The sequence below is a fragment of the Mesoterricola sediminis genome (genome assembly GCF_030295425.1).
In the GTDB taxonomy this organism is placed as follows: domain Bacteria; phylum Acidobacteriota; class Holophagae; order Holophagales; family Holophagaceae; genus Mesoterricola; species Mesoterricola sediminis.
Window position 1 is genome coordinate 1,472,466 of the sequence record NZ_AP027081.1, and the last position, 24,144, is coordinate 1,496,609.

22 protein-coding genes and 1 tRNA gene are annotated in these 24,144 nt (G+C 68.5%); 16 read left to right on the forward strand and 7 right to left on the reverse strand.

From position 1 onward, the window contains the following. Positions 1 to 3 precede the first annotated feature (3 nt). The 11 genes from R2J75_RS06485 to R2J75_RS06535 all read left to right on the forward strand — a co-directional run bounded on the left by R2J75_RS06485 (position 4) and on the right by R2J75_RS06535 (position 11,617). Positions 4 to 348 carry a phage tail assembly chaperone gene (locus R2J75_RS06485; RefSeq protein ID WP_316411338.1) on the forward strand — a complete coding sequence of 115 codons (345 nt, stop codon included), beginning with the start codon at positions 4 to 6 and terminating at the stop codon, positions 346 to 348. Then, entirely contained in the window at positions 345 to 2,831 is a 2,487-nt protein-coding gene (locus R2J75_RS06490; protein ID WP_316411339.1) for a phage tail tape measure protein, read from the forward strand. The genes R2J75_RS06485 and R2J75_RS06490 overlap by 4 nt, the downstream gene beginning before the upstream one ends. Beyond that, on the forward strand, positions 2,831 to 3,172 hold the full coding sequence (locus tag R2J75_RS06495; RefSeq protein WP_316411340.1) for a phage tail protein: 342 nt from the start codon (positions 2,831 to 2,833) through the stop codon (positions 3,170 to 3,172). Before R2J75_RS06490 ends, R2J75_RS06495 begins: the two co-directional genes overlap by 1 nt. After that, complete coding sequence (locus R2J75_RS06500; protein ID WP_316411341.1) at positions 3,169 to 3,840, forward strand: phage minor tail protein L; 672 nt, start codon at positions 3,169 to 3,171, stop codon at positions 3,838 to 3,840. The genes R2J75_RS06495 and R2J75_RS06500 overlap by 4 nt, the downstream gene beginning before the upstream one ends. Next, positions 3,840 to 4,502, forward strand: coding sequence for a C40 family peptidase (locus R2J75_RS06505; protein ID WP_316411342.1), 663 nt, complete (start codon positions 3,840 to 3,842; stop codon positions 4,500 to 4,502). The genes R2J75_RS06500 and R2J75_RS06505 overlap by 1 nt, the downstream gene beginning before the upstream one ends. Beyond that, positions 4,499 to 5,194: a tail assembly protein gene (locus tag R2J75_RS06510; RefSeq protein WP_316411343.1), complete on the forward strand. Its 696-nt coding sequence runs from the start codon at positions 4,499 to 4,501 to the stop codon at positions 5,192 to 5,194. Before R2J75_RS06505 ends, R2J75_RS06510 begins: the two co-directional genes overlap by 4 nt. An 8-nt stretch (positions 5,195 to 5,202) precedes the next feature. Next, complete coding sequence (gpJ, locus tag R2J75_RS06515; RefSeq protein ID WP_316411344.1) at positions 5,203 to 9,684, forward strand: TipJ family phage tail tip protein; 4,482 nt, start codon at positions 5,203 to 5,205, stop codon at positions 9,682 to 9,684. Positions 9,685 to 9,715: 31 nt separating this feature from the next. Further along, positions 9,716 to 10,081, forward strand: a complete 366-nt coding sequence (locus R2J75_RS06520; protein ID WP_316411345.1) for a hypothetical protein — start codon at positions 9,716 to 9,718, stop codon at positions 10,079 to 10,081. Next, the gene (locus tag R2J75_RS06525) at positions 10,078 to 10,641 is read left to right on the forward strand and encodes a hypothetical protein (protein WP_316411346.1); all 564 of its coding nucleotides are present in this window, start codon (positions 10,078 to 10,080) and stop codon (positions 10,639 to 10,641) included. Before R2J75_RS06520 ends, R2J75_RS06525 begins: the two co-directional genes overlap by 4 nt. Then, entirely contained in the window at positions 10,641 to 10,805 is a 165-nt protein-coding gene (locus R2J75_RS06530) for a hypothetical protein (protein ID WP_316411347.1), read from the forward strand. The genes R2J75_RS06525 and R2J75_RS06530 overlap by 1 nt, the downstream gene beginning before the upstream one ends. Before the next feature lie 662 nt (positions 10,806 to 11,467). Continuing rightward, positions 11,468 to 11,617, forward strand: a complete 150-nt coding sequence (locus R2J75_RS06535) for a ribbon-helix-helix protein, CopG family (protein WP_316411348.1) — start codon at positions 11,468 to 11,470, stop codon at positions 11,615 to 11,617. A gap of 72 nt (positions 11,618 to 11,689) precedes the next feature. On the opposite strand, the gene R2J75_RS06540 is transcribed toward R2J75_RS06535, so the two are convergent. Beyond that, a tRNA-Leu gene (locus tag R2J75_RS06540) sits at positions 11,690 to 11,775 on the reverse strand. A 129-nt stretch (positions 11,776 to 11,904) separates the two neighbouring features. On the opposite strand from R2J75_RS06540, the gene R2J75_RS06545 reads away from it, so the two are divergent. Both R2J75_RS06545 and R2J75_RS06550 read left to right on the forward strand, forming a co-directional pair. Beyond that, the gene (locus R2J75_RS06545; RefSeq protein ID WP_243333253.1) at positions 11,905 to 13,122 is read left to right on the forward strand and encodes an efflux RND transporter periplasmic adaptor subunit; all 1,218 of its coding nucleotides are present in this window, start codon (positions 11,905 to 11,907) and stop codon (positions 13,120 to 13,122) included. Then, positions 13,119 to 14,396 (forward strand): ABC transporter permease, encoded by a 1,278-nt coding sequence (locus tag R2J75_RS06550; RefSeq protein ID WP_316411349.1) that lies wholly within the window; start codon positions 13,119 to 13,121, stop codon positions 14,394 to 14,396. Before R2J75_RS06545 ends, R2J75_RS06550 begins: the two co-directional genes overlap by 4 nt. Here R2J75_RS06550 and ruvC read toward each other — a convergent pair. From ruvC to R2J75_RS06570, 4 genes are all read right to left on the reverse strand, one after another. Beyond that, a complete protein-coding gene (gene ruvC, locus R2J75_RS06555) occupies positions 14,387 to 14,893 on the reverse strand; it encodes a crossover junction endodeoxyribonuclease RuvC (protein WP_243333249.1) in 507 nt (168 codons plus the stop codon). The two genes, R2J75_RS06550 and ruvC, sit on opposite strands and share 10 nt — an antisense overlap. A gap of 1 nt (position 14,894) precedes the next feature. Beyond that, complete coding sequence (locus R2J75_RS06560; RefSeq protein ID WP_243333247.1) at positions 14,895 to 17,210, reverse strand: ribonuclease R family protein; 2,316 nt, start codon at positions 17,208 to 17,210, stop codon at positions 14,895 to 14,897. 92 nt (positions 17,211 to 17,302) lie between these two features. After that, entirely contained in the window at positions 17,303 to 18,238 is a 936-nt protein-coding gene (locus R2J75_RS06565) for a hypothetical protein (RefSeq protein ID WP_243333245.1), read from the reverse strand. 90 nt (positions 18,239 to 18,328) lie between these two features. Then, entirely contained in the window at positions 18,329 to 19,246 is a 918-nt protein-coding gene (locus tag R2J75_RS06570; RefSeq protein WP_308220508.1) for a sensor domain-containing protein, read from the reverse strand. A 138-nt stretch (positions 19,247 to 19,384) separates the two neighbouring features. Between R2J75_RS06570 and R2J75_RS06575 the strand changes: the two genes are divergently transcribed. Further along, positions 19,385 to 20,374 (forward strand): glycosyltransferase family 9 protein, encoded by a 990-nt coding sequence (locus tag R2J75_RS06575; RefSeq protein ID WP_316411350.1) that lies wholly within the window; start codon positions 19,385 to 19,387, stop codon positions 20,372 to 20,374. On the opposite strand, the gene R2J75_RS06580 is transcribed toward R2J75_RS06575, so the two are convergent. Next, a complete protein-coding gene (locus R2J75_RS06580; protein ID WP_243333241.1) occupies positions 20,364 to 21,341 on the reverse strand; it encodes a C1 family peptidase in 978 nt (325 codons plus the stop codon). The two genes, R2J75_RS06575 and R2J75_RS06580, sit on opposite strands and share 11 nt — an antisense overlap. Before the next feature lie 330 nt (positions 21,342 to 21,671). On the opposite strand from R2J75_RS06580, the gene R2J75_RS06585 reads away from it, so the two are divergent. Together R2J75_RS06585 and R2J75_RS06590 are read left to right on the forward strand one after the other, a co-directional pair. Further along, the gene (locus R2J75_RS06585) at positions 21,672 to 21,938 is read left to right on the forward strand and encodes an autorepressor SdpR family transcription factor (RefSeq protein WP_243346383.1); all 267 of its coding nucleotides are present in this window, start codon (positions 21,672 to 21,674) and stop codon (positions 21,936 to 21,938) included. Positions 21,939 to 21,982: 44 nt separating this feature from the next. Beyond that, positions 21,983 to 23,104 carry a DUF5808 domain-containing protein gene (locus R2J75_RS06590; RefSeq protein ID WP_316411351.1) on the forward strand — a complete coding sequence of 374 codons (1,122 nt, stop codon included), beginning with the start codon at positions 21,983 to 21,985 and terminating at the stop codon, positions 23,102 to 23,104. A 227-nt stretch (positions 23,105 to 23,331) separates the two neighbouring features. Here R2J75_RS06590 and R2J75_RS06595 read toward each other — a convergent pair. Next, a protein-coding gene (locus tag R2J75_RS06595; RefSeq protein ID WP_316411352.1) for an IS5 family transposase occupies positions 23,332 to 24,086 on the reverse strand; the annotation gives its coding sequence in 2 pieces (ribosomal slippage) (positions 23,332 to 23,753 and positions 23,753 to 24,086; 756 coding nt in all). Between the last annotated feature and the right edge of the window lie 58 nt (positions 24,087 to 24,144).

Below are 24,144 nucleotides of genomic sequence, written 5' to 3' on the forward strand. Positions count from 1 at the left end.
GATGTGCTGGCCCATGCGGAGCCCCTGTTCCGCCTGGCCCGCACCGACAAGGACGGCGTTTCTCTGCTCCAGAAGCTCCAGCACGTCGAGAAAGCCACTGGGAAGCGCCCGCCCGAGCTTGAGATTCCCGACCCCCCGGTCAGCGCCGTCCACGTCCTCTCCTGGTTCCAGGACCTCTCCGAAGCCCGGGGGGGGACTGGATTCGGGGCCCTGCCCATCCAGTGGGGCGACATCCAGGCGTGGTCGCAGCTCACCGGAACAACCATCCGCCCATGGGAAGTCCGGCTGATCCGATCTCTTGACCGCCTCTGGCTCTCGGTCTTCAAGCCCTCGCAGGAGAACAAATGACGGATCTTGCGACCCTCTCGATCAAGGTGGACAGCAGCGACGTTCCGCGCGCGTCCCGTGAACTGGACAGCCTGAGCACGGCTGGTGAGTTCGCGTCCAAGGCCATCGCCACCCTCGGCGCCGGGTTCGCCGCCCTCAAGGTGATCGAGGTCACGAAGGAAACCGCCCTCCTGGCGGCTCGGTTCGAAACGATGGGCGTGGTCATGAGGGTGGCCGGCCTCAACGCCGGCTACAGCGCCGTCCAGATGCAAGCCCTCGAATCGACCCTCCAGAAGACCGGCATCTCCATGCTGGAATCTCGGAACGCCCTCACCTCCCTGGCCACGGCCCACATCGATCTCGGCAAGGCCGCCCAGCTCGCGCGAGCCGCCCAGGACCTCGCCGTCGTGGGCGGGATCAACAGCTCCGAAGCCATGGCCCGCGTGGTGCAGGGCATCAAGAGCGGGGAAACGGAAGTCCTGCGGACCATCGGCCTCAACGTCCAGTTCGAGGACAGCTACAAGAAGTTGGCCCAGAGCCTCGGCAAGAACGTGAAGGACCTCACAGACCAGGAGAAGACCCAGGCCCGGGTCAACGTCGTTCTGAAACAAGCTGCGGCCTACCAGGGGATCTACGAGGCCTCCATGACCACGGCTGGGAAACAGCTCAAGTCCATGGAACGCTACCTCGAAGACCTGAAGGTCAAGGCAGGGGAGGTCTTTGGTCCAGCCCTGACGGGGCTTGTATCTTCGTCCACAACGGGCATCCAGCGCCTCTCCGCGGCCATCTCCAGGGCGAGCCAGGACGGGAGCCTCGGCAAGCTGGCCGACACCCTGGGAGCGCTCGCGGGGAGCGGCATCGGCGCCATCGGCGGCACCCTGTCGTTCATCGTCAACAACCTCGAATTGCTCGAAAAAGCCCTCATCGCCGTCGCCATCGCATCGGCCTACGCGTGGGGGCCCAGGGGCCTGGCGATGCTCAGCAACATCGCAGGTCCGCTCCTGTCCAACCTGGTTGGGGTGGTCTCAGCGGTCCAGAATTTCACCGCCTCCGCGACCCTGGCGTCCACGGCGAGCGCTGCGTGGGGCGGAACGCTGGCGTTCCTGTCCAACCCCATCACCGCCATCATCGCTGGCGTGACGGCCCTCACCGGGGCGTTCCTGCTCTACGACACCATCGTCCATGGCTCCATGGCTGACGTCGAGGCGCAATCGAAGCGGATGGAGGAGCATAACCAGCGCCAGAAGGGCTGGCTGTCCCTCCGGGAAGATGCCCTCCGCGTCGAGAAACAGCTTGCGGCTCTGAGGTCGGACGGGGGCAAGGAAGGCCCTGCCACCCGCGAGAACTCCATCCAGGCCCTCGTCAAGAAGGCCCTCCCCGATGGCGGCAGCGCGGAAGACATGGCCAGCGCGAGGCTCTATGCCGAGAAATACATCGACGCCTCGGAGGCCCTGAAGAAATATCAGAAATCCATGCAAGACAAGGCGGATGCCGACAGGAAGGCTGCGGATGCGGCCAAGGAGATGCGCGAGGCGCTGGCCTCCGAGAACAAGACCATCTACGACCAGTGGGTTCTGCTCACCATGGGCGAGCGGGCCCAGTATTTCAACAGCATCCGGAGCCAGACATTCAGTAATGGGGAGCGGTATTCGGAGGAGCAGATCCAGTCCCTGATGATCCAGTGGGATGCGAACAAGGCGCTCAAGGATCAGATCCAACTGGAAAAGGACCTGAAGGCCGCGCGTGAGGCCGCCGCGAAGGAGCAGGAGCGGCGCGACAAGGCGCTCATGGAAGAAGGGATGCGGGTCTCGGATCAGTACCTCACTCCTGAAGCCCGCCGGGCCAAGGACATCGAGCACCTTAACCTCTTGCTTGGAGCCGGAGGGCTCAGTGTGGATGCCTACAACCGCAAGATGGCGGACCTAAACCCGATCACGGGACCCGCCCTTGAGGGGCTTGCCAACAGCTTCGACAGCGCCGCGACCTCGCTTGGGAACTGGGCAGCGGGCATGGACAATGCTTCGCTCCGGTTCAAGGACATGGTGAAGTCCATGGGCGCCGACCTAGCCCGCCTCTATGCCCAGCAAGGGTTCAAGAGTTTGTTTGGGTTCATTGCCGGTGGGTTATCCAATTGGATTTTCGGTGGCGGCGGGATGTCCTACGACCATTCCGTCCCCTTCTCGAACGATCTGGGCGTCGGGTGGGGCGGCGCTCTGGCCGGTGGCGGTGCGACCGAAGCCGGGAAGTACTACCTGGTTGGCGAGCAGGGCCCGGAGCTGTTCAGCCCTGGCCGGTCCGGCACCATCACCCCCAACAGCGCCTTGGGCGGGCAGACCATCAACAGCACCGTGATCGTGAACATCGACTCAAACGGCAACGCCAACGCGCAGACGCAGACCTCTGGGACCGGACCCGACCTGGGGCGGCTCATCAAGTCCGCCGTGATCGCGACCATCCAGGAGGAAATGCGCCCGCGCGGCCTGCTCAACCAGGGAGGTAGGTGATGGCTGGCACGTTTACGTGGACCCCCGACCAGGGCCCGCAGGCTCCGCACAGGCCCCGGGGTTTCAGCGTCAGTTTTGGCGACGGCTACGTGCAGGACACCGGGGATGGGCTCAACATCGACCTTCCCGAGTGGTCTGTCGCGTTCACCAACCGCTCCACCGCCGAGTTCGACGCCATCAAGGCGTTCCTGGGCGGCCTGGCCTACGGCGAGCGGTTCACCTGGACGCCGCCCCGGGGCTCCGCCGGCCTCTACAAGTGCACGGAGTGGGATGAGACGCCCTACACCAACGGGATCACGACGCACACGATCACGGCCAAGTTCAAGAAGGTGGTGGCATGACGGCGCGTGCTGACGTCCAGACCCTCAACCCCGGCGCGATCTGGGAGGGATACGTCGTTGACGCCTCGCTCCTGGGGGGCTCGGTCTACTACCTGACCTCCGCGCTCAACCCGCTGGGGGCCTCGGTGGTGTGGCAGGGCAACACCTACCAGCCCATCCCGATCGAGGGTGACGGTTGGGAGGCCAGCACCAACGGGGCGCTACCCCACCCCACGCTGACGGTCGCCAACCTGGACGGGTTCATCTCCGGCATCGTGGACAGTTTCCAGGATCTCGTCGGGGCTGTCGTGACCCGGAAGCGGTGCCTGATCAAGTACCTCGACGCCGCGAACGGGATCCCCGGGGCAACCCCGGACCCGACCGGCGGGTTCGATGATGAGGTCTGGGTCGTGGAGCAGAAGAAGGCCGAGACCCTGGAGAGCATCGTTTTCGACCTCGTGGCCGCATCCGACGCCCAGGGGCTCATGCTCCCCTCGCGGCAGATCCTCACGACCTGCACGGCGGTCTACAAGAACACAGACGGGTCCGGCCTCTGCCCCTACACGGGTGCGCTGGCGACATGCAGCCATGAGATCCCTGCGGAAGGAGGCGGCTGCCGCGCCCATTTCCCCACCGGTCCCCTCCCGTTCGGGGGGTTCCCCGGAGCTATCCAGGTGATGGAGTCCTGATGCTGCTCTCCACGTTCGAGGCGTTCAAGGCGCATGCCCATTCCGAGGGCCAGCGCGAGGCCTGCGGGCTCATCGTGGGCGAGGAATACATCCCATGCCGCAACGTCGCGCCCGACATGGATGATTTCGAAATCCACGCCGAGGACTGGGACGCCGCCGAGGACCGCGGCACCATCCGGGCCGTCTGCCATTCTCACCCCGGGAGGTCTCGCCGCGAGACCGAGGCGGACCTGAAGGGCTGCAAGGCCCTGGGGATCCCCTGGTTCATCCTCGGGGACGATGGGCTCCAGCGGATCGACCCGGAGCCCATCCCCTTGGTCGGGCGGGTCTTCGACTACGGCTGGAGCGACTGCTACTCCATCGTGCGGGACTACCTCGGGGACCTACCTGATTTCCCGCGTGAGCCCGAGTTCTGGAGGGCGGGCCATTCCCCCTACGAGGAGCAGTTCGAGGGGCTGGGATTCCGCCGGCTGGACCCCACCGAGGCGCTTCCGGGTGACGTCCTGCTCATGCGGGTCCTGTCCCCCGTCGTGCCCAACCATGCCGCCATCTACCTGGGCGCCGGCTGGATCCTCCATCACCTCTGGGGGCGGATGTCCTGCCGCGAGCTGTGGGGACCCTGGATGAGCGCCACGACCCATGTTCTCCGGAGGGATCGATGAACGAGCCCCTGACTCCCGTCATCCTGCGCGGCCCCCTGGCGGCGAAGTTCGGGGCGCGGCGAATGCTGGCCGTCCGCCGGCCCTCCGAGGCCATCAGGGCGCTCATCGCCACTGTCCCGGGGTTCGAGGACTACCTGCGGACCTCGGGCCTGGAATACGCCATTCTCGTGCGGCAACAGCCCATCGACCCCGAGACGGAGATGGGTCTGCCCACGGGCACGGGCGAGATCCGCATCGTACCTCGGGTGAAGGGCAGCAAGAACGGATTCTGGAAGTTCGTTTCCGGTGTCGCCATGATCGTCCTCGCCGCCTATGGGTACGGTGGCCAGCTCGCCTCCAGCTTCGGCGCGTCCGCTTCTGGCGCAGCCGCGTTCAACTCCTTCGTCGGGGCGATGGGCTTGTCGATGGCCATTGGCGGGATCGCCCAGATGCTGACGGGCTCTCCCAACAAGACCTATGGCTCGGAGGGGAGCAATTCCAGCCTATTCAGTTCCGGACAGAACACGGTCGCCCAAGGGGTTTCTCTTCCGGTGCTCTGCGGGGAGTTCTACTGCACGCCCCCTCTCGTGTCCGAGGCCATCGACACCGAGGCATACAGCGCCACGGTGTTCAACGGAAGCTACGACGGCAACGGCACCTGGCTGGGAGACGGTGACACCACGCCCTGGGGCGCGAGCCTGACGGCCAAGTAGGGGGGATCATGACGCGGAACATCAACTGGGTGGACGGCGGCGGAGATACCGACCCCAAACGGCCAACATCCCTCGGCATCCAGACGGTGCAGCAGGCCAAACTCCTGTTCGCGCTGTCCTGCGGGGCCATCCTGGGGCCCGTCCATGGCCAATGCGGGCTCATGACCGGCACGCCCAACGTCGCCGTGGACGGGACCGCCAAGACGTTCACGCGGGACGCCGGATCGTTCCTTACGGACGGCTTCGCGGTGGGCCAGAGCTTCCAGAGTTGGGGCTTCTCCAACGCGGCAAACAACGGGTTCTTCACCATCACCTCGGTATCGGCCACCGTCCTGACGTGCTCCGGGGCCACCCTCGTGACCGAGGGCAGCGGCTCGAATCGCCACATCGGACCCTCCGGGCTCCGGGACATCTACCTCAACGACGTCCCGATCCAGAACAGCGACGGAACCTTTAACTTCTCCGGCATCAACGTCTCGATGACGAAGGGGACGCTGACCCAGACCCCGATCAACGGGTTCTCGGACACGGAATCCGTCACCGTTTCTGGGGCGCAGATCCTCAACTCCACACCCCAGCCTGTGTATATTCCCAATGTTGCGGCTACCGCTGTCCGGCTCAACATCAGTCTCCCCGCGCTCTACCAGCAGTCCTCCTACGACGGCTCCATGAGCGGGGATACCGTCAACCTCAAGGTGGAGGTGAGCAACAACGGGGCATCGTACGTGGACGCCTCTGCCAAGATCGGGGCGGACGTGCTCAAAATCACCGGGGGCCCGACCACGGGCGCTGTCGTGCGCTCGATCCGGCTCAACCTGACCCAGTTCGGCTCCGGCCCCTGGAGCGTGCGCGTCTCGCGCGTCACCGCCGACAACAACACGACCTACCGGGAAAACCGGACCTACCTCCAGAGCTACAGCGCCATCACGGAACAGCAGCTCCGCTACCCAGGGACCGCGCTCCTGGCGATCACAGTGGACGCCAAGCGCTTCTCCAGCATGCCCAAGGTGAGCGTCCGGTCCTATGGCCGGAAGGTCTTGGTTCCCGCGAACTACACGCCGGCCACGCGCAATCCGGACACCGGGGTCTGGACCCCTGCGGTCTACGCCACGACGGGCACCGGCACCTCCGGAGGGTCCTGGGACGGCACGTTCAAGGAGGCGTGGACCTCGAATCCCGCCTGGATTTTCATGGACATGGCCACGAGCAAGGTCTACGGCGCGGGGACCTACCTGTCCCAGAGCGGGGTGGACAAGTGGGGCCTGTACACGCTGGCGATGTACTGCGACGGCATGGTCTCCGATGGGTTCGGAGGGACCGAGCCGCGGTTCGCCTTCAACGGCTACATCCAGTCCCAGGAAGAAGCATTCCACATGCTCGCGCACATCATCTCGTGCGCTCGTGCCCAGCTCTACTACGGCAAGGGCAAGGTCATGCCCGTCCAGGATGTGGACGATACGCCGGTCCACCTGTTCACGCCCTCGAACGTGGTGGGCGGGAAATTCTCCTACAGCGGCACCGCCCGGAAGGCGCGGCACACCGTCGCCCAGGTCACCTGGAACGACCCCGCGCAGCTCTGGAAAGCCGTTCCGGAGCAGGTCCAGGCCGATTCCAGCTACATCTCCCGGTATGGGGTCCAGGTCACGAGCTACACCGCCGTGGGCTGCACCTCCAAGGGCCAGGCCAGAAGGTCGGGGCGCTACACCCTACTCAGCGAACTCAACGAGACCGAGGCCGTGACGTTCTCCACGGGCATTGAGGGGACCTACGTCAAACCCGGAAAGATCATTCTGATCCAGGACCCTGCCCGGTTGAGGTTCCGCATGGGCGGGCGCATCGACTCCGCGACGTCCAGCACCGTCACCCTGGACGGGCAGGTCACCCTCCAGAGCGGCCAGACCTACACGCTCTGGGTGCAGCTACCCGATGGCTCCCTGGTCTCCAAGACCGTCACCACGGCGGCTGGGACCGTCTCCGCCCTCACGATCAGCGGGACATTCGCCACGATCCCGAGCGCCAAGGCCCAGTGGCTCCTGTCCTCCACCGCTCAGCCCGCCTCGCGCTGGCGCGTCATCTCCGTCCGGGAGGTGCAGGACCAGACCATCGAAATCACGGCCCTTGCCAACTATCAGGCCAAGTACGCCCTTGCGGACATCACGGATTCCCTGGTCGCCGCGCCTGTCGCAACCTCCAACCTGGGGGCTCCGTCCGGCCTCGTCCTGACCCACACCACACAGACCCAATCCGACCGTCTGGCCTACTCCCTGTCGGCCTCCTGGACCGCTCCGACCGGAACGCCCAACGGCTACATCGCCCAGTACCGCAAGGACACCGGGGCCTGGATCGACATGACCGTCGCAGGCTGCGGGGCCTCCGCGCAGGACCTCCTGGTCGGGGTCTACGACGTCCGGGTCGCCGCCCAGTATCAGGACGGCGTTTCCGACTGGGTGGTCGGGGCAGGGCACACGATCAGCAACGCCGGAGGCAGCCCCGCCGAAATCGCCCAGGGCGGCGTGGACCAGATCAACAGCGTCAACTACCTCGTGAACCTCGACAAGATCACGCTGGTCCAGGACTGGAAAGCGGAGCTCCAGACCCAGACCCAGCTAGACTCACAGGCCTCCACCCTGGGCGTTTCGGCCACGGCCTACGATGCCGCGGTCGCCGCGCTCTCGTCCGGGCTCATCTCCGCCGGGGCCCCGAGCAACTGGGCCACCCTCTGGCCCGATGGCACGACCTGGGCCAAGACCGGAATCATGACCAGCCTCCAGGGCTGGTGGCAGAACATCGTCTCGGCCCGCACGGCGCTCATGACCGCCATCACCGCCAAAGTGAACACCACGGCCACGGCCAGCGGGGCTACGGCGACGTGGGGGAGCATCAGCGGCGGGGCGGCGCAGGCGGCTCCGAGCGGAGGGTGGGCTGGGGCCTCCAATTTCACGGGGGCCATCAACGGCGTATCGCTCTCCCTCACCTCCCCGAGCCCGTATGTCCTGTGGGTCAATGCCGATGCCACGGTTACCGGGACCCTGTTCTCCGTCAATTCCGGCGGATCCTTTCGGTTCGGGGTTAACAACAACGGGGCGGTCACTGCCAATGGGGGCGGTTCCTTCGGGGGAATCGTTTCAAGCCCTGGATTCTGTGCCGCCGGAGCCGTTGTCACTGCTGGGGCCAACGCCTGCTGGTTTGATGCCGCAGGAGGAGGGCGGATCGCGACCGTCGGTCCGAACTCGTCTACCTTCAATGGCTGGGGCATCGACCAGTACACCTCCGACCTCAGCGGATACCGGAGAGTCTTCGACATCACAGCCGCTGGGGTGGGCTACCTCAACGGCTCCCTGATCCTCACCCTCGGCAACGTGGGGTCCAACTCCGCCACCCTCCAGGCTGCTGTGGCCTCTGCAATGGCGCCCAAGGTGGGGACCTACGCCCAGATGATCGCCTACAGCGTGCCGGCAGGCACCACGCCCTTCTGGTATGCCACGGACGCGACCGCTCCGGACGGGCTCCTGGGCAGGCTGTACCAGTGGAACGGCTCGACCTGGGTTGACCAGGGCAATCCCAACGCCGTCATCGGGCGCATCACCGCCGGCATCATCTCGGCTGGAGCCGTAGGCGCCCAGGCCCTCGCGGCGGACATCGCCCTCATCGGGCAGGTCATCCGATCCACAGGCTACACGGCGGGGACCTCCAGCGTCCCTCCCAGTGGGTTCAAGCTGAGCGGGTCTGCGTTCACGGTCACCTACCTGGACGGGACCACGGATAGCGTCATCGCGGATTTCGGGGGCAACGTCTCGATCGCCGGCATGAAAGCGGCGGTGGTGGCGAACCGGATCCGGGGCAACACCTACACCCAGAGCGGGACGGGCACCCTCGACGTGCCGATCCCCGAGGGCATCACGAGCGTCGAACTGACCCTCCAGGCGGCTGGCGGCAACGGTGGCAGCTCCTACGGGGCTGGCGGGAACGGGGGCCAGTACATCCGCAAGACCATCACCGTGAAGCCCCACAACACCTACCGGATCACGGTGGGCGCGGTGGGGTCCAACAGCACGTTCTCGTGGCTCTCGTTCGACAGCACGAGCGGGTTCACCACGGACTCTGGTTTCGCGACGATCACCGCGACGTGCGGCGCGAACGGGGCAGGGTCCAGCTCTGGCGTAAACGGCACGGACTCTCCCAACTGCGTCCAGCAACCCGAATACGGCTGGGTGGTGACCGGTGGGACCGGCGGCGACAGCGGCGTCTACAGCGGCGTGGCCAAAGCCGGGAACGGCGGGGCCTGCGGGCTCCAGGCGGGCGGGGCTGGCCCCACCGCGACGGCGGTCAAGACCAATTCCGGCGGAGGTGGAGGCGCTTCTGCGATGGCTCCGGGCGGGGCAGGGGCGCTTACCGGAGCGAATGGAACGGCTGGGACCCTGGGTTCCGGCGGAGGTGGCGGGGCTACCGGTGGCGCGGGTGGCCCTGGGTTCGGACGCGCCAAGTGGTGAACCGGGCCGTCGTGCCCATCCAGGAGACAGCATGTCGATCAAACTCCCCTCATCCAACACCACGGTGGTCCCGGAATACGCGGCCATCGAGATCAAGTTCAACCGCGGCATGCAGCCGAACACGGACGGCCACCTCGTGCCGGTCTTCACGGCCAGCATCGCCTACGCCCGCACGGACTACCTCGTGGACGCGGACGGCAACAAGGTCGGGCAGGTCTCCCGCGCCGCCGTGCCGCCCGTGACGCCCGACCCCTACACCGGCTGGATCTACCTGGACGGGCCCGCCCTGGCCGCCATGGAGGCCTCCGTGACCCCCGCCTCGACCATGCTGGACACCATCGCCGATGCGGCGGACAGCCTGATCCAGCAGGACCTCACCCGCAGGGGGCTCCTGTGAAGACGGCCCTGATCGCCCTCTGGGGGCTCGTGGCCTGGCTCCTGGTGGAGATGGTGGTCTTCCTGCCCCTCTACCTCCTGGGACTGGTCCTGATGCCCATCCTCCTGCGCTGGGCTCCGCGCACGGTGCGCCCTACGCGGATCCCCAACGAGTACATGCACCCCGGCGGGCTCGTGGAGGCCTTCGCCTGGGACTGGGCTGATGCTCTCTGGGGCAACAAGGAGGACGGCCTTCTGCCGTGGTGGTGGGAGCAGAAAGGCGGCACGGCCTGGGGTTGGTTCCTCCGCAACCCCGTCTGCAACATGCGGTTCTGGCCGATCATTTCGACGCTCCCGAGCCCGTCCACGCAGTACGTCGGCACCCTCCAGGACGTGCCCGCGAACGGAGATCCCGGCTGGTTCCTGGCCTGGGCCGGGCCCTACGTCGGGTTCCTGTGGCAGAACACCCACTGGGGGCTCTGGATCGGCTGGAAGATCAACCCCCGCGATGCCCGCAGGATCGACCCCGAGGACTACCGAACCCATGGTCTCGGAACGGCCTGCCAATTTATGAGGTTCTGATGCCCAAGAAGGAGCGAACCATCGAGCGCCCCGAGTGTCCGGCTGACCGCAGGACCCGGGAGGCGCAGGCGGAGCACGAGCGCGAGCGCCAGGAATGGCTGGCCACCCTGGACCCCCGGCAGAGGGCCGGTGGTGAATGGAGCCTCGACCCCCAGACGCCGTGACGATAACGGCAAAAAACACGATTCCGGCAGGTTAGAATTGTTTGGTAAGCGTCAATTACCATCCAAAAAGCTTCAATGTGACCTTGCCTATAGATAGTTACCAGCCATAGGTATGAGATAGCTGTAGGTGCAATTAGATGGGTTTTACCAGCGACCAGAAAAAGTGTTAGGCAACCATACACAAGTGCAAGAAACCTTCGGATTAGACGGGCAATAATTTCTTGAATGTCCCCCTCAATGGGTCTAGCCTTTGGGGACACGATCAGGCAGGCTGGACCCACGATTGAACACCCTCTGTCGCATTCGGTCGGGCAAGCTTGAGGCGAAACAAAAGCGAACCAGGGGGTTGTCATGGCAGGGCAGGACCAGCTCGTGATTGCACTCAGCCACGCGGAGAGAGCGTCGGCCCTGGCACTGGCGGTTCATCGAATGGCCTCTGAGCGTGGTCACGAATCCATTGCCGACGTGGCCTGGGTTGCCCACCTGGAGGCCCGTGATGCCGCAGAAGATCTCGGGGATGTTCTGGGCCTTGAGACCTCGACGGAATAATTGTCGGGCTATTTCCTGGGCGGGGCGTACGTTCCCCTTGGGGGATGCCCTTCCGCCGCGAACCTGGACGCCCCAGGACCGAGGACCCGCCAGCCCCCAGCCGGAGGATCGACGTGCGCGTGCCCCTGGATCTCCTCGAACGTCTGGAAGCGATCGCGGCGGAGAGGGGGATCAGCCGGCATCAGGCCATCCGTGAGGCGATCGCGGAATGGGTCGAGAAGCGGGATGCGAAGGGCGAAGAAGATGCCCGGGACCAGGATTGATGTGGGCCCCTTGTATGCCCACAGACTGCCCACAGCAATTTGCCCAAATTCTGTTGCCTAGCCTGGAACCCTTGGTGCCGGCGGTCGGACTCGAACCGACACTCCCTTTCAGAAAACAGATTTTGAGTCTGTCGCGTCTGCCATTTCGCCACGCCGGCGGCTGGGGGTAAGGATACCGGGAAAGGGCCCCCCGGGCCAACCCGCGCGGCGAGGGCGGTGGGCGCGGCGCGGCCGTGCTACGATCTTGGCATCCTGAACAATCGGGTTTTTACAGCGGGAGTGACGGCATGGCAAGGCTGCGCACATGGATCATCACCGGCGCCGGAGCCGTGGGGCTCGCGGGCTCCCTGGGATGGATGGGGCTGCGGTCGTCATCCGCGACGCCCGAATATTCGGTGGAGGCGGCCAGGGTCCAGGATCTCCGGGACAGCGTGGCCGCGAACGGCGAGGTGCAGGCCCGCACCAAGGTGAACGTGGGCGTGCAGGTGACGGCGGCCATCCGCGAGATCCACGTGAAGGACGGCCAGTGGGTGAAGGCCGGCGACCTGCTCGTGACGCTGGACCAGGAGCGCTACCGCCAGGCCCTGAACCAGGCGGAGATGGGCCTGCGCATGTCCCGCAAGGACCTGGAGATCGCCCAGGCGACCTGGACCAAGCAGGAGCAGACCTTCCGCCGCAACGAGACCCTCCATGGCCAGGGCCTGGTCTCCGCCGAGGAGTTCCAGCAGGTGAAGCTGGCCCGGGACACGGCCGCGACCTCGCTGGAGCGGGCGCGGGTGGCGGTGCAGCAGTCCGAGGCCCAGGTGGCGATCGCCCAGGACGATCTCAGCAAGACCGTCATCCGGGCCTCCATGTCGGGCCAGGTCACGGGCCTCAAGGCCGAGAAGGGGGAGACCGCCATCGCGGGCACGACGAACCTCGCGGGCGCCGTCCTGATGGTCATCTCCGACCTGTCCGAGATGATGGGCGAGGTGCGGGTGGGCGAGCTGGAGGTGGTGAAGGTCAAGGAAGGGCAGCCCGCCGAGATCACCGTGGACGCCCTGCCGGGCAGCCTCTTCCGGGGGAAGGTCATGACGGTGGCCACCGGCACGGACCGGCCCGCGAACGCCAGTTCCACGTCGCAGGAGACCCAGACCTACAAGGTGCGCGTCCTCATCGAGGGGACCCCCGAGGCGCTGGGGGCCCTCAAGCCGGGCATGAGCGCGCGCATCGCCGTGCTCACCTCCGAGCACAAGGGGGTGCTCACGGTGCCCCTGGCCGCCATCCAGGACCGCGAGGTGAAGGGCCGGGGCCTTGGCCTCCTCGCCGGCTCCCGCAGCGTCGTCTACGTCGCGAAGGACGGCAAGGTCCAGGAGCGGGAGATCCAGACGGGCCTGTCCACCCGCCGGGCGGCGGAGGTTCTTTCCGGCGTCAAGGCCGGCGAACTCGTCGTCACCGGGCCGACCAAGCTCCTCACGGGCCTCACGGACGGGGCCGCCGTGAAGCTGCAGAAGGGCCAGCCGTGAACGGCTGGGGCCACTTCACCGAGACCCTGCGCACGGCCCTGGCCAGCATCTGGGCGCACCGCATGCGCAGCGCGCTCACGACCCTGGGCATCATCATCGGCGTCGGATCCGTCATCGCCGTGGTCAACCTCACGAAGGGACTCGAGGGCCGGATCATGGCCGACGTCCGCCAGGAGGGCACCCACACCTTCTTCGTCAGCTCCTGGGTGCCCTACTCCCGGTTCAAGACCGCCAGGGTCCGCCGCATGCCCATGGACGTGCAGACCATCCGCGAGATCCGCGAGGTCATGCCCCAGGTGACCCTGGCCAGCCCCCAGGTCACGATCTGGGTGCCCCAGATGCTGGTGAAGGCCGGGGGCATCACGCGCCGGATCTCGTACCTCACGGCCGTGGACGAGAACGGGCTGGACCTCTCCAACCGGGAGCTGGCCTGCGGCCGCAACTTCACGGCCACGGACCGCGCGACCCGCGCCCCCCTGGCCATCCTGGGCGCCCAGATCGCCGAGGACCTCGGGGTCACGGAAGCCTCCCTGGGGCGGCACCTGACGGTGAACGGCCAGACCCTGGAGCTGGTAGGCATCCTCAAGAAGCATGGCGAGATCCCCTTCATGCCCACGCAGGAGGGGGATGAGGACTCGGCCATGTGGGGGCCCGACGGCATGTTCTTCGTGCCGTACGGGAGCCTGCGGGAGCTGGCCCGGCCCGGGGCCTTCGACAGCCCCTTCTGGCGCCTCCAGGTGGACAGCCGCATGCCGGTGAAGGAGGCGGAGGAATCCCTGCGCCGCAACCTGAGGCGCATCCGCGGCCTCAAGGGGGACGACGCCGACAACTTCATGCTCGAGAGCAACGAGAAGGCCGTGGCCCAGGTCGAGAAGATCGGCAAGACCCTCATGACCGCCAGCGGCGCGATGGTGGGCATCAGCCTGCTCGTGGGCGGCATCGGGGTGATGAACATCATGCTGGTAAGCGTCACCGAGCGCACCCGGGAGATCGGGGTCCGCAAGGCCCTGGGCGCCCGCCGGCGCCACATCCTCTTCCAGTTCCTCATCGAGGCGACGGTGCTGTGCGTCTCCGGGGGGATCATCGGGACCCTCCTGGGGCTGGCCTTCGGCTCCGTGCTGAGCCAGGTGCTCATGAAGCACGTGGGGGGCGTGCCGGTGTGGGCCTTCCTGTCGGCCCTGATCGTGCCGGCGGCGGTGGGCCTGGGCTTCGGCCTCTATCCCGCGGCCCGGGCCGCGAAGCTGGATCCGATCGAGGCGCTCCGCTACGAGTAGGCGGGGCGCGGGCGCGCCGCCATCAGGTGGCCGATGGCCACCGCGGCGGCGTCGGCCGCGTCGGCGGGGAGGGGCTCCTTGAGGCTGAGGAGGGTCATGACCATGCGGCCCACCTGGCCCTTGTCGGCCCAGCCGTAGCCGCTGACGGCCTTCTTCACCTGCATGGGGTTGTAGTCCCCGACCGCGAGCCCGTGGAGGCCGGCGGTGAGGAGGATCCCGCCCCGGATCTGCCCGAGCTTGAGGGCGGACTGGGCGTTCTTCTCCACGAAGGGACTCTCCACGGCCATGAAGTCGGGCGCGGTGCGCGCGATGACCTCGCTGAGCTTCTGGTGGATGCCCAGGATGCGCTGGTCGAAGTCGGCGCCCCGGGGGGAGCGGATGACGCCCGCCTCGACGAGTTCCAGGCGGGAGCCCCAGCGCGAGACCACGGCGAAGCCGCAGGCCAGGGAACCGGGGTCCACGCCCAGGCAGCGGACGGGCGCCGCGGGGGCGGGCACCTCAGCCCTTCCTGCGCTTGCCGCCGCCCCGGACGGAGCCCTTGGGCGGCTTGGGACGCCCGCTGTCCCGGCCGGGCGCACCGGGACGGCTCGGCCGGCCGGGGCGCGGGGCGCTGCCGGTCCGGGGTCCGGGCCGGGGACCGCCGGGTCGTCCGGGCCTGTCGGAATCCCGGTCGCCGCGGGCCTGGCGCACCCCCTTGGGGGGGCGGCCCCGGGGGGGCTCCTCCACGAAGCGCTCCTCGCGCACGGCCGCGGGGGCCGCGAGGCTGGGCACGAAGGTGAGGGGCTTGCCCTTGCCGTCCCGGCCCTGGGCCTCGACGACCCAGGCGGAGACGCGGCGCAGATCCTCGTCCACCCCCGTGATCTCCACCTTCACGGGGTCGCCGATGGAGAGCACCACCCCGCTGCCCGCCGCGGCGGCGTGGGTGCGGTTGGCGTCCACCTCGAAGGCCGCGCCCAGGGCGCCCAGGGGCACGCCCACCTCCACGAAGGGGCTGTCCAGGCGCACGAAGGCCGCCCGCAGGGAGAAGCCCTGGATCCGGCCCTCATAGCGGTTGCCGATCCGGGTCTTCATGAGGAGGCAGGTCTTCCAGCGGTCGTTCTCGCGCTCGGCCTCGGTGGCCACCTGTTCGGTGTCGCTGCTCTGCTTGGCCACGATGGCGAGGCGGCTGTGGAGGCCTTCCGGGAAGCCCGCGCCCCGCAGGGCCTTGCGCAGGAGGCGGTGGACGATGAGGTCCGGGTAGCGGCGGATGGGGCTGGTGAAGTGCAGGTAGTCCTGGAGGGCCAGGCCGGAGTGGCCGATGTTGTCGGCGCTGTAGGCGGCCTTCTTGAGGCTGCGCACCAGGAGGTTGTTCAGCATGGCCTCCAGCGGCCCCCCGCGGATCTTGTCCAGCATGGCGTTCAGGACTTCGGGGGTGGCGGGGTCGTAGGGCCGGATCAGGCCGAAGGCCGAGGCGACCTCCTTGAAGGCCTCCAGCTTGAGGGGATCGGGCACGTCGTGGACCCGGTAGATGGTGGCCAGCTTGCGGCGGGTGAAGAACCGCGCCACGGCCTCGTTCGCCAGCAGCATGAACTCCTCGATCATGCGGTGGGCGTCGTGGTGGGCGTAGCGGCGGGCGTCCTTGACGCGGCCCTCCTCGTCGAAGACGAACTCCGTCTCCTCGGAATCCAGGTTGAGGGCGCCGCGGCCCAGGCGGATGGCGGTGAGGCTCCGGCTCACCCGGAGGGCCTCCTCCAGCATGGCGGCGACGTCCTCGCCCATCCAGGCGCGCACGGCCCGGTCCCCGTCCATGCACGCGGCCTTCACCTGGTCGTAGGTGAGGCGCTTCCGGGAGCGGATCACGGATTCGGAGAAGCGGGTCTCCACCACCTCCAGGGCGGGGGAGAGGGTCATCCACGCGGTCAGGGTGAGGCGGTCCACGCCCTCCCGGAGGCTGCAGAGTTCGCCCGAGAGGCGCTCGGGGAGCATGGGGATGCACTGGTCGGGGAAGTAAACGGAGGTGCCCCGGGCCAGGGCCTCGCGGTCGAGGGGGCCCTCCTCGGCCACGTAGTGGCTCACGTCGGCGATGTGGACGCCCAGGATCCAGCCGCCGCCCTCCTCCTCGGGGAGGGCCTCGAGGCTGATGGCGTCGTCGAAGTCCTTGGCGCTGGGCGGGTCCACGGTCACCGTGAGCTGCTGGCGCAGGTCCTCCCGGTCCCGGGTCCAGGCCTCGGGGAGCTCGGTGGGGAAGGGGGCCAGCTCCTGCATCACCGCGTCGGGGAAGTCCGTGCGCAGGTTGAAGAGGGCGGCGGTGAGGCGGTTCTCGATGTGCAGGTCGGTGGGCCGGCCCAGCCGGGCCTTCACGACGCCCTTCACCTGGCGCGCGGCCACGTCGGGATCCAGGAGGACGCTCACCAGGTCGCCATCCCCGGCCAGGTCGGTGGGCGGCACGGAGACGATCTGGGAGAGCCGGGGCTCCAGGGGGATGGCCCGCCAGCCCCAGGCCTGCTTCTGGAGCAGGGCGGGGATGGGGTCGGGGGTGCGGGAGAGGATGCGGAGGACCTTGGCCCGGGGCCGGCCGTCCAGGGTCAGGCCCGTGAGCTCGGCCTGGACCCGGTCCCCGTGGATGGCGTCGTGCCCCTCACGCCAGTCGACCAGGAGGTCCAGCCCGTCGCTCCGGCGGGCGTTGAGGGGGCGCAGGAAGCCCCCGGTGCCCTCCGGGTGACCCAGGAACAGGGCTTCGAAGGTCTCGCCCTCCCGGGGCAGGCCCCGGACGGGACCCCTTTCCGGTCGGGGAGCGTTGGCGTGGCGGGGTGGCGGTTGCTTGCGGTGGCCCATGGAGCCAGCTTAGCACCGGCCCCCCCGGCGCGCCCGGCGCCCGTACGCACGAGGGGGGACCGCGCCGGCGGTCCCCCCGGGGTCACGGCGGCCTACTTCTTGCGGGCCTTGGCGGCGGCCTTGGGCTGCACGCCGCTCTTGCCGTCGAGGACGTCCTTCAGGGCCTGCCGGAGGGCGGGGCTCTCGGGGTCCAGCACGATGAGGCGGCGGACGAAGGCGACCTTGTCGGCCTTCTCGGGGAAGGCGTTCATGTAGGCGGGGGTGGTGACCACGCCCTCGGCCCACTGGGACTTGTGGTGCTGCTCGACGGTGAACTTCGCCACCTCGGCGTCCATGTCCTTGATCTTCTTGTCCCGCTGCAGGATGAACTTGGCGATCTCCTCGTTCTGGCCCTTGATGCGGCTGTCCTGGGCGTCCAGGAACTTCTTGAAGTCGTCGTACTGGCGCTGGGCCCAGTCCAGGTCGTACTGGAAGAAGGCGGCCCACTTGTCGTTCTCGGCCTTGCGGGCCTCCCAGTCCTTGACCATGGTCATGGAGGCCTCTTCGTAGTCCTCCAGCTTGGACTTGGCCTTGAGGGCGGCCACGGCCTCGGCGTTGCGGTCCAGGAGGGCCTGGAACTGGCCGGCCAGTTTCTTGTAGTCGTCCCGGGCCTCGGTCAGCTTGGCCTTGCCGGACTCCACGCTCTCCTTGGCCAGGTCGCAGGCGGTCTTGAGGTACTCCCGGCCCTTCTCCCACTGGCCCATGTTGTCGCAGGCCTGGTAGGCCATGTAGTAGGCCATGGTGTAGTCGGCGTAGGCCTTGGTGGACTGGTCCGCGGCGCGCACGGAGGTGGCGTCGAAGGTGGGTTTGGTGGTGGGCAGGAGGCCGAGGGCGATCTGCTGGGCCTTCTCGAAATCGAAGGCGTCGTTGGCGGCCTTGATGGCCGGGCGGGCCGCGGCGATCTGCTGGCCCGTGGTCTTGGCTGGCGCCTGGGCGATGAGGGCGGGCACGCCCAGCAGGGTGATGGCCAATGCGGTGTGCTTAGGCATGTTGGTTCGCCTTTCCATGGTTCCCCTCGATTGTCGGGTCGGGGGGGCCAATTTGAAAAGTGCGTAATTGGTGACCAATGCCTCAAAAGCTCAACGGGCCACGAGCAGGGCCCGGGCCAGGGCCCCATGGAGCCGGCCGAAGGCCAGGCCCAGGTGCAGGGTGCCGATCAGCCCCAGGAGGCCGCCCAGGGGGAGGAGGAGCACCACCCAGACGGGCGCCGAGAAGGTCTCGCACCCGACGACCACGAGGGGCAGGTGGAAGCCCCAGTGGAGGACCGGGATGGCCAGGAGGGAAAAGGAGACGACCAGGCCGATCAGCATGAAGGTGGAGGTCATCAGGCTGAGGGGGAGGTGGATCAGGAAGTAAACCAAGCATTTCCAGGTGTAGCTATCCCTGAAAAGGCCAGCCAACCTATCAACCAAGCGCTTGCCCTCGGGCAGGAGGGGGGGGCGCCGGGGCATGCGCACGTCCAGGAGGGCGTCCACCAGCCGGCCCTCTCCGAGGCCCAGGGCCCGCAGGGAGCCCAGGAAGAAGGCGGCCATGGGGAGGCCGATGATCAGGACCAGGAAGCCCAGGGACAGGGACAGGCCCGTGACCGTCCAGATGAAGTAGAAGAGCCCGGTGAAGAAGGCGAGCAGGAGGTAGGCCAGGGCGGTGTAGGCCCGGCCGTCCACCAGCACCCCGAAGAAGCCCGGCCAGGGCCGGGGGGCCGGCTCGGGCCCGTCCGGGAGGGGATCCTCCGAGAGGGCGCTGGGCCGGGCCAGGGCCTGGGCCACGAGCTGGTCCCGGGTCCGGAACTGGGCCGCCCGGTCCGCGGGATCGCCCAGGCCCTCCAGGATGCGCCGGGCGGCGTCCGCCGGGGAGAGGAGGGGTTCGGCCCAGGCCAGGCGGTCGCGTTCCGCCCGGAAGCGGGCCTCCGTCTCGGCGAGGGCGTCCTGCACGAGGGCGGGATCGCAGCCCGCCATGGCCTGGCGGAGGGCATGGAGGTACGGATGGATCTCGGACACGGGGACTCCAGGGTGGACGCCTCCAGGGTAACGCCGGGGGGCGCGCCGCCCGGGCCCAATCGGCCGCCGGGGGGCCGGCACCGGCGAGTGCCCGGCCAGGGCCGGTGGGCGGGGCCGCCGCCATAGTAGACTCGACCCATGCGCATCGCCTTGCTCCGCCTTTCCGCCCTGGGGGACGTCCTGCGGGTGCTCCCCGCGTGGGCCAACCTGCGGGCGGCCTTCCCGGAAGCCCACCTCCAGGCCGTCATCGAGGACCGGCACGCCTTCCTCCTGGAGAAGGCCCCGGGCCTGGAGCCCATCGTGGTCCGCCGTTCGGCCCTGGGCCGTCCCTGGGCGGCGCCGGCGGAGCTGGCGCGGATCGCCGGCGCCCTGCGGGGGGCCGACGTCACCCTGGATTTCCACGGCATCCTCAAGTCGGCGCTGCCGCCGTGGCTGGCCAAGGTCCCGGAACGGTGGGGGGACGGCCACACCCGGGAGGGCGCCCACCGGCTCCAGACCCGTCCGATGGCCTTCCAGCCCTGCACCCGGTACGACCAGGCCCTGGCCCTGGCCGGGGCCTTCGGCCGGGACCGGGGCATCGCCGGGCTGGACCGGTTCCGGCCCGCCCTCCGGGACGCGGATCTGGGCGATCCGGGCCCGGTCTGGCAGGAGGATGGCCGCCCCCGCGCGGTGCTCGTGCCCGGGGCCTCCCGCCGGGGGGCCATCAAGCGCTGGCCCCTGCGCCACTGGCTCACCCTGGCCGCCCTGCTCCGGGAGCGCTACCAGCTCCGCTGGTCCCTGGGCCCGGAGGAGGCGGACCTGAGGGCCTGGCTCCCGGGGGCCACGGGCATCCCGGCCCTGCCGGCCCTGGACCTGTGGCGCCTGGCCGCGGCCCTGCGCCAGGCGGACCAGGTGGTGGCCCCGGACACGGGCCTCCTCCACCTGGCCGTCGTGCTGGGCGTGCCCGTGGTGGGCGTCTACGGGGGCAGCGATCCCCTCGTGGCCGGGTTGCCGGCGGGGGCCGGCCGGATCCTCCGGACGGGCATCGAATGCAGTCCCTGCCGCGAGCGCCAATGCCAGCGGCGGCAGTGCCTGGAGGACCTGGCCCCGGAGACCGTCGCGGCGGCCCTCCTGGCGCCTATTGGCTGACCCAGGCCGTGGCGAAGCCGACGCTGTTGGCCCCGTACCTGATCCACATGAACCCGTTGATGCCCCAGGCGGGACTCCAGGAGTTCTTGAGGAGCCAGGCCCCCTTGGCGTCGTCCCAGCCCACGAGCTGGATGGCGTGGTTCACCTGGCTGCGGTTGTCCGTGCCGTCGAAGACCCCGCCGGTGTAGGCCATGAAGTAGTTGTCCGCGTACACGGTCGCCGATACGGCGCCATGGGCGTAGATGGCGGCCTTGATCGCGGCGGTGGAGGGCATGCTCCAGCCGGTGCCCACGTAGCCCCAGGTGCGCACCGGCGTCCAGGTGGCCTGGGTCGGCACCGCGCAGGCCACGGCCTGGGCGATGTAGGGGTAGGCGGAGGCGGACACGGCCCCGGGGTAGTAGCCGGAGCCCCGGCCGCTCCGGGAGGGCTGGAGCATGCTGAAGGCGTAGTTGCCGCCGTTGCAGTCGTAGCCCCAGGGGTTGCAGGAGAGCACCTGCTGCTCGGACAGGGCCGGGGTGGTGGCGCTGGGCCGGATGCGCCCGTCGCTGCCCACGGCGCCCTGGGGCGCCCCGTGGGCCATCAGGTAGGCGGACTCCAGCCCGCCGATGGTGGAGAAGGCCCAGCAGCTGCCGCAGCTGCCCTGGTCCTTGACGTTGCTGAACCAGCCCACGTAGCGGCTCGGCAGGGCGGTGGGATCCAGCTCGGGCTCCCCCTCCGGGCTGCCCGTGGCGTGGGCCTGGAATTCGGGCTGGGCCAGCTCCGGCCGGAAGCCGCAGAGCCGCTCGATGCCGTGGACCATGGCCGGGTTCACCCCGACGGTGAAGTGCCACCCGTGGGCCTCCACCTGGCGCCGGAGGGCGTCGGCCTGGGTGTAGAGGCGGGATTCGTAGCGGCGGGGACCGGGCCCGGCCGCGAGGGCGGGCAGGGCGAGGAGGAGGGTGGCGAGCCGGGTGAAGCGATGGATCATGGCGGGCTCCAGGGGGAAGGGTTGCGGAACCGGGACCGCACCCTCCCGGCCCATGCCGGCGGGCGCGGGAACCTCGTGTGATGCCCTCCATTCGCCCAGCCCCGGTCCAACGCGCACAGGGTCCGGGCCTCGAGGGCGCGGCGGACGGGCCGGATTTCCGTGGGAGGCCCGGCCCGGACGGAAGGTAGGCCTCGGCCCCGGGCCTGTCAACCCACGCGTTTCGACGGTTTTGCCCGCCTCCGCCCGGGGGAGGATCCCTTCATATCCGGGCCCGGCAGCGAAAGATTTAGAAATTTGTATAAATGTCTTAAGATGGGGACCGGACCCCCCATGACCTCCCCCGCCCTCACCTTCAAGGCCCTCGCCGACCCGACCCGGCGCCGGATGCTGGAACGGCTCCGGAGCGGCGACCTCAACGCCGGGGAACTGGCGGAGGGGCTTCCCATGACCCGGGCCAGCGTCTCCCACCACCTGGCCCTGCTCAAGCAGGCCGGGCTCGTGCGGGTGCGCCGGCAGGGGCAGAACCTCGTCTACACCCTCGACACCACGGTCTTCCAGGAGGCGCTCCAATGGATGGTGGGATTCCTGAAACCCTAGGGCCGCGCGGCGGCCTCCGCCGGGAAGGGCCCGGCCTCGTCCTGGTGGCGCTCCAATGGGCGCTGGGCTTCGGCCTCTGGAGGGTCCTGCCGCCGGTGGTCCCCGTCCACTGGGGCCCCGGAGGCCACATCGACGGCTGGGGCCCCTCGACGGTGCCGGGCTTCCTCCTGCCGGGCCTGGCCACCGGCGTCTACGGGGCCCTCTGGGCCATCGCCGCCCTGGGCTGGGGCACCGAACGGAACCTCCCCATGCTGCGGCAGGCGCGCGTCCTGATGATGCTCTTCATGCTGGGCGTCCTGGGCGCCATCTACCTGCCCCCGGCGCTGGGGGCCGGCTGGGGCCACGTGGGACTGGCGATCCGGCTCCTGGTGGCCCTGCTGCTGCTCTTCCTGGGCAACCTGATGCCGCGCGCGGAGCCCGCCGCGCCCGGCCGGGACCTGTGGAAGGACGCCCTCCGCCGAGGCGGGCGGCTGATGGTGGGCGCGGCCCTGGTGCTCCTGGCCTGCGCCTGGCTTCCCCCGGTCCCCTACTTCGCCCTCATGGCGGGTCTGACCCTGGCCGCGGGCCTGTACCCCTACGTGCGGGTCCAGCGGGGCCTCGACCGCCTCCGGGCCGCGGAGCCCCGGCCCCTGGACGCGGGGCCCGCGGGGCCCGCCCTCGGCGCGCCCGACGCCCTGGCCCTCCTCGGCGAGGCCACCGTGCTGGCCTGCGTTCCGGGGACAGGCCACGCCCTGGCCGCCGCGGGCCTGCCGCCCCTCCTCTGGGGGATCCTCTTCGTGGAGGCCGAGCTCCGGCAGGGCGGGGAGCTCCACCGGGCACGCGTGTTCATGCGGGGCTTCGTGACGGCCGCGGTGGCCTCCGCCCTGGTCCTGGCCCTGCTCCTGCCGGGAACGCCGGGGCATCCCCCCCTGGCGGCGATCTTCGGCGGCCTCGCGGCCATGCTCCTCGTGAGCGGGGGCGGCCAGGTCCTGGCCCGGCGCACGGCGCCCGAATCGGCCCGCTCCGCCTGGGGCACGGGCCCGGTCCTCTGGGATCCGCGCGACGCCCGGATCTGGGTGCCCAAGGCCATGGGGATGGGCGCGAGCCTGAACTTCGCCCACGCCGCCTCCTGGGCGCTCACCCTGGGCCTCGTGGGCCTCCCCTTCCTGGCGGCGGGCCTCTTCTAGACATCATGTATTGGCCCCTCATTCATTGCGGGGCCAATACATGATGTCTAGGGTGTGTTCGTAATCTAGGATAGTAATGGCTAATACCCATCCGTGCCGGAGCATGGAGGAGCTGGAATAGTGAGTCTGTGCTGCAGTGCCTGATGGCGCCGCGCATTCGCAGCATCCTATTGGAACGCGGAGGCGCGGAGGATCAATGAGGATCCGGAACGCTTGTCACCCTCCGCTCATCGCCTCAGCCAGATCACGATGCAGGCCAAAGCCACCTGGGCTGAGAAACTTCGCGCCGTTTTGTCGAACCTGGTGGCCAGCGCCCTGAACTGTTTGAGCTTGGCGAACCCATGCTCGATGGCATGGCGGGCCTTGTATAGGTGTGAGTCCCAGGCCGCCGGATTCTTGCGCCGGGGATGAGGTGGGATGACGGCTGTCGCACCCATGGCCTCGATCGCCTTCCTTACCGGGTTCCCATCGTAGGCCCGATCTCCGAACCCGTACTCTGCCTGCCAACCGCACAGCAATCCTTCAGCAGACCGGCTTTCATGGGCTTGCCCCGGAGTGACCAGGAAATCCAAAGGATTACCGTGGGCATCGCAGATCAAATGGATCTTGGTCGAGCATCCACCCCGAGATCGTCCGAGCGCCTGGTTCCAGAGCCCCCCCTTTTGCCTGCTGAATGTTGATGAGCGCGAAGGATGGTGCCATCCAGCATGACCCACTCCAGGTCGGCTTCCTTGCGCAGGAACTCCAGGATCCTTTGCCACACGCCGCGCTTGGTCCAGGCCTCAAATCGCGTGTACACGCTTGTCCAAGGTCCAAATTCCTCCGGCAGGTCCCTCCACGGCGCCCCAGTCCTGTGCCTCCACAGGATCGCCTCCACCATGGGACGGTTGGGGTGACGGGATCGCCCCATCCCTCCACGCTCTGGCGGAAGGAGCGGTTCAAGCTTTGCCCACATGGCATCGGTCAGGAAACGTCTCGGCATCGTTACCCCAGGAAAATTCGTGGTGTACGAGCCTTTGCGTATGAGTACAAGTTGACTA

What these genes read in the sequence shown, in the direction of transcription:
- R2J75_RS06510 (WP_316411343.1), top strand. Translation starts at nt 4,499, where the DNA reads ATGAACGAGCCCCTGACTCCCGTCATCCTGCGCGGCCCCCTGGCGGCG.
- R2J75_RS06505 (WP_316411342.1), top strand. Translation starts at nt 3,840, where the DNA reads ATGCTGCTCTCCACGTTCGAGGCGTTCAAGGCGCATGCCCATTCCGAG.
- R2J75_RS06560 (WP_243333247.1), bottom strand. Translation starts at nt 17,210, where the DNA reads ATGGGCCACCGCAAGCAACCGCCACCCCGCCACGCCAACGCTCCCCGA.
- R2J75_RS06490 (WP_316411339.1), top strand. Translation starts at nt 345, where the DNA reads ATGACGGATCTTGCGACCCTCTCGATCAAGGTGGACAGCAGCGACGTT.
- R2J75_RS06565 (WP_243333245.1), bottom strand. Translation starts at nt 18,238, where the DNA reads ATGCCTAAGCACACCGCATTGGCCATCACCCTGCTGGGCGTGCCCGCC.
- R2J75_RS06545 (WP_243333253.1), top strand. Translation starts at nt 11,905, where the DNA reads ATGGCAAGGCTGCGCACATGGATCATCACCGGCGCCGGAGCCGTGGGG.
- R2J75_RS06500 (WP_316411341.1), top strand. Translation starts at nt 3,169, where the DNA reads ATGACGGCGCGTGCTGACGTCCAGACCCTCAACCCCGGCGCGATCTGG.
- R2J75_RS06575 (WP_316411350.1), top strand. Translation starts at nt 19,385, where the DNA reads ATGCGCATCGCCTTGCTCCGCCTTTCCGCCCTGGGGGACGTCCTGCGG.
- R2J75_RS06530 (WP_316411347.1), top strand. Translation starts at nt 10,641, where the DNA reads ATGCCCAAGAAGGAGCGAACCATCGAGCGCCCCGAGTGTCCGGCTGAC.
- gpJ (WP_316411344.1), top strand. Translation starts at nt 5,203, where the DNA reads ATGACGCGGAACATCAACTGGGTGGACGGCGGCGGAGATACCGACCCC.
- R2J75_RS06495 (WP_316411340.1), top strand. Translation starts at nt 2,831, where the DNA reads ATGGCTGGCACGTTTACGTGGACCCCCGACCAGGGCCCGCAGGCTCCG.
- R2J75_RS06585 (WP_243346383.1), top strand. Translation starts at nt 21,672, where the DNA reads ATGACCTCCCCCGCCCTCACCTTCAAGGCCCTCGCCGACCCGACCCGG.
- R2J75_RS06520 (WP_316411345.1), top strand. Translation starts at nt 9,716, where the DNA reads ATGTCGATCAAACTCCCCTCATCCAACACCACGGTGGTCCCGGAATAC.
- R2J75_RS06580 (WP_243333241.1), bottom strand. Translation starts at nt 21,341, where the DNA reads ATGATCCATCGCTTCACCCGGCTCGCCACCCTCCTCCTCGCCCTGCCC.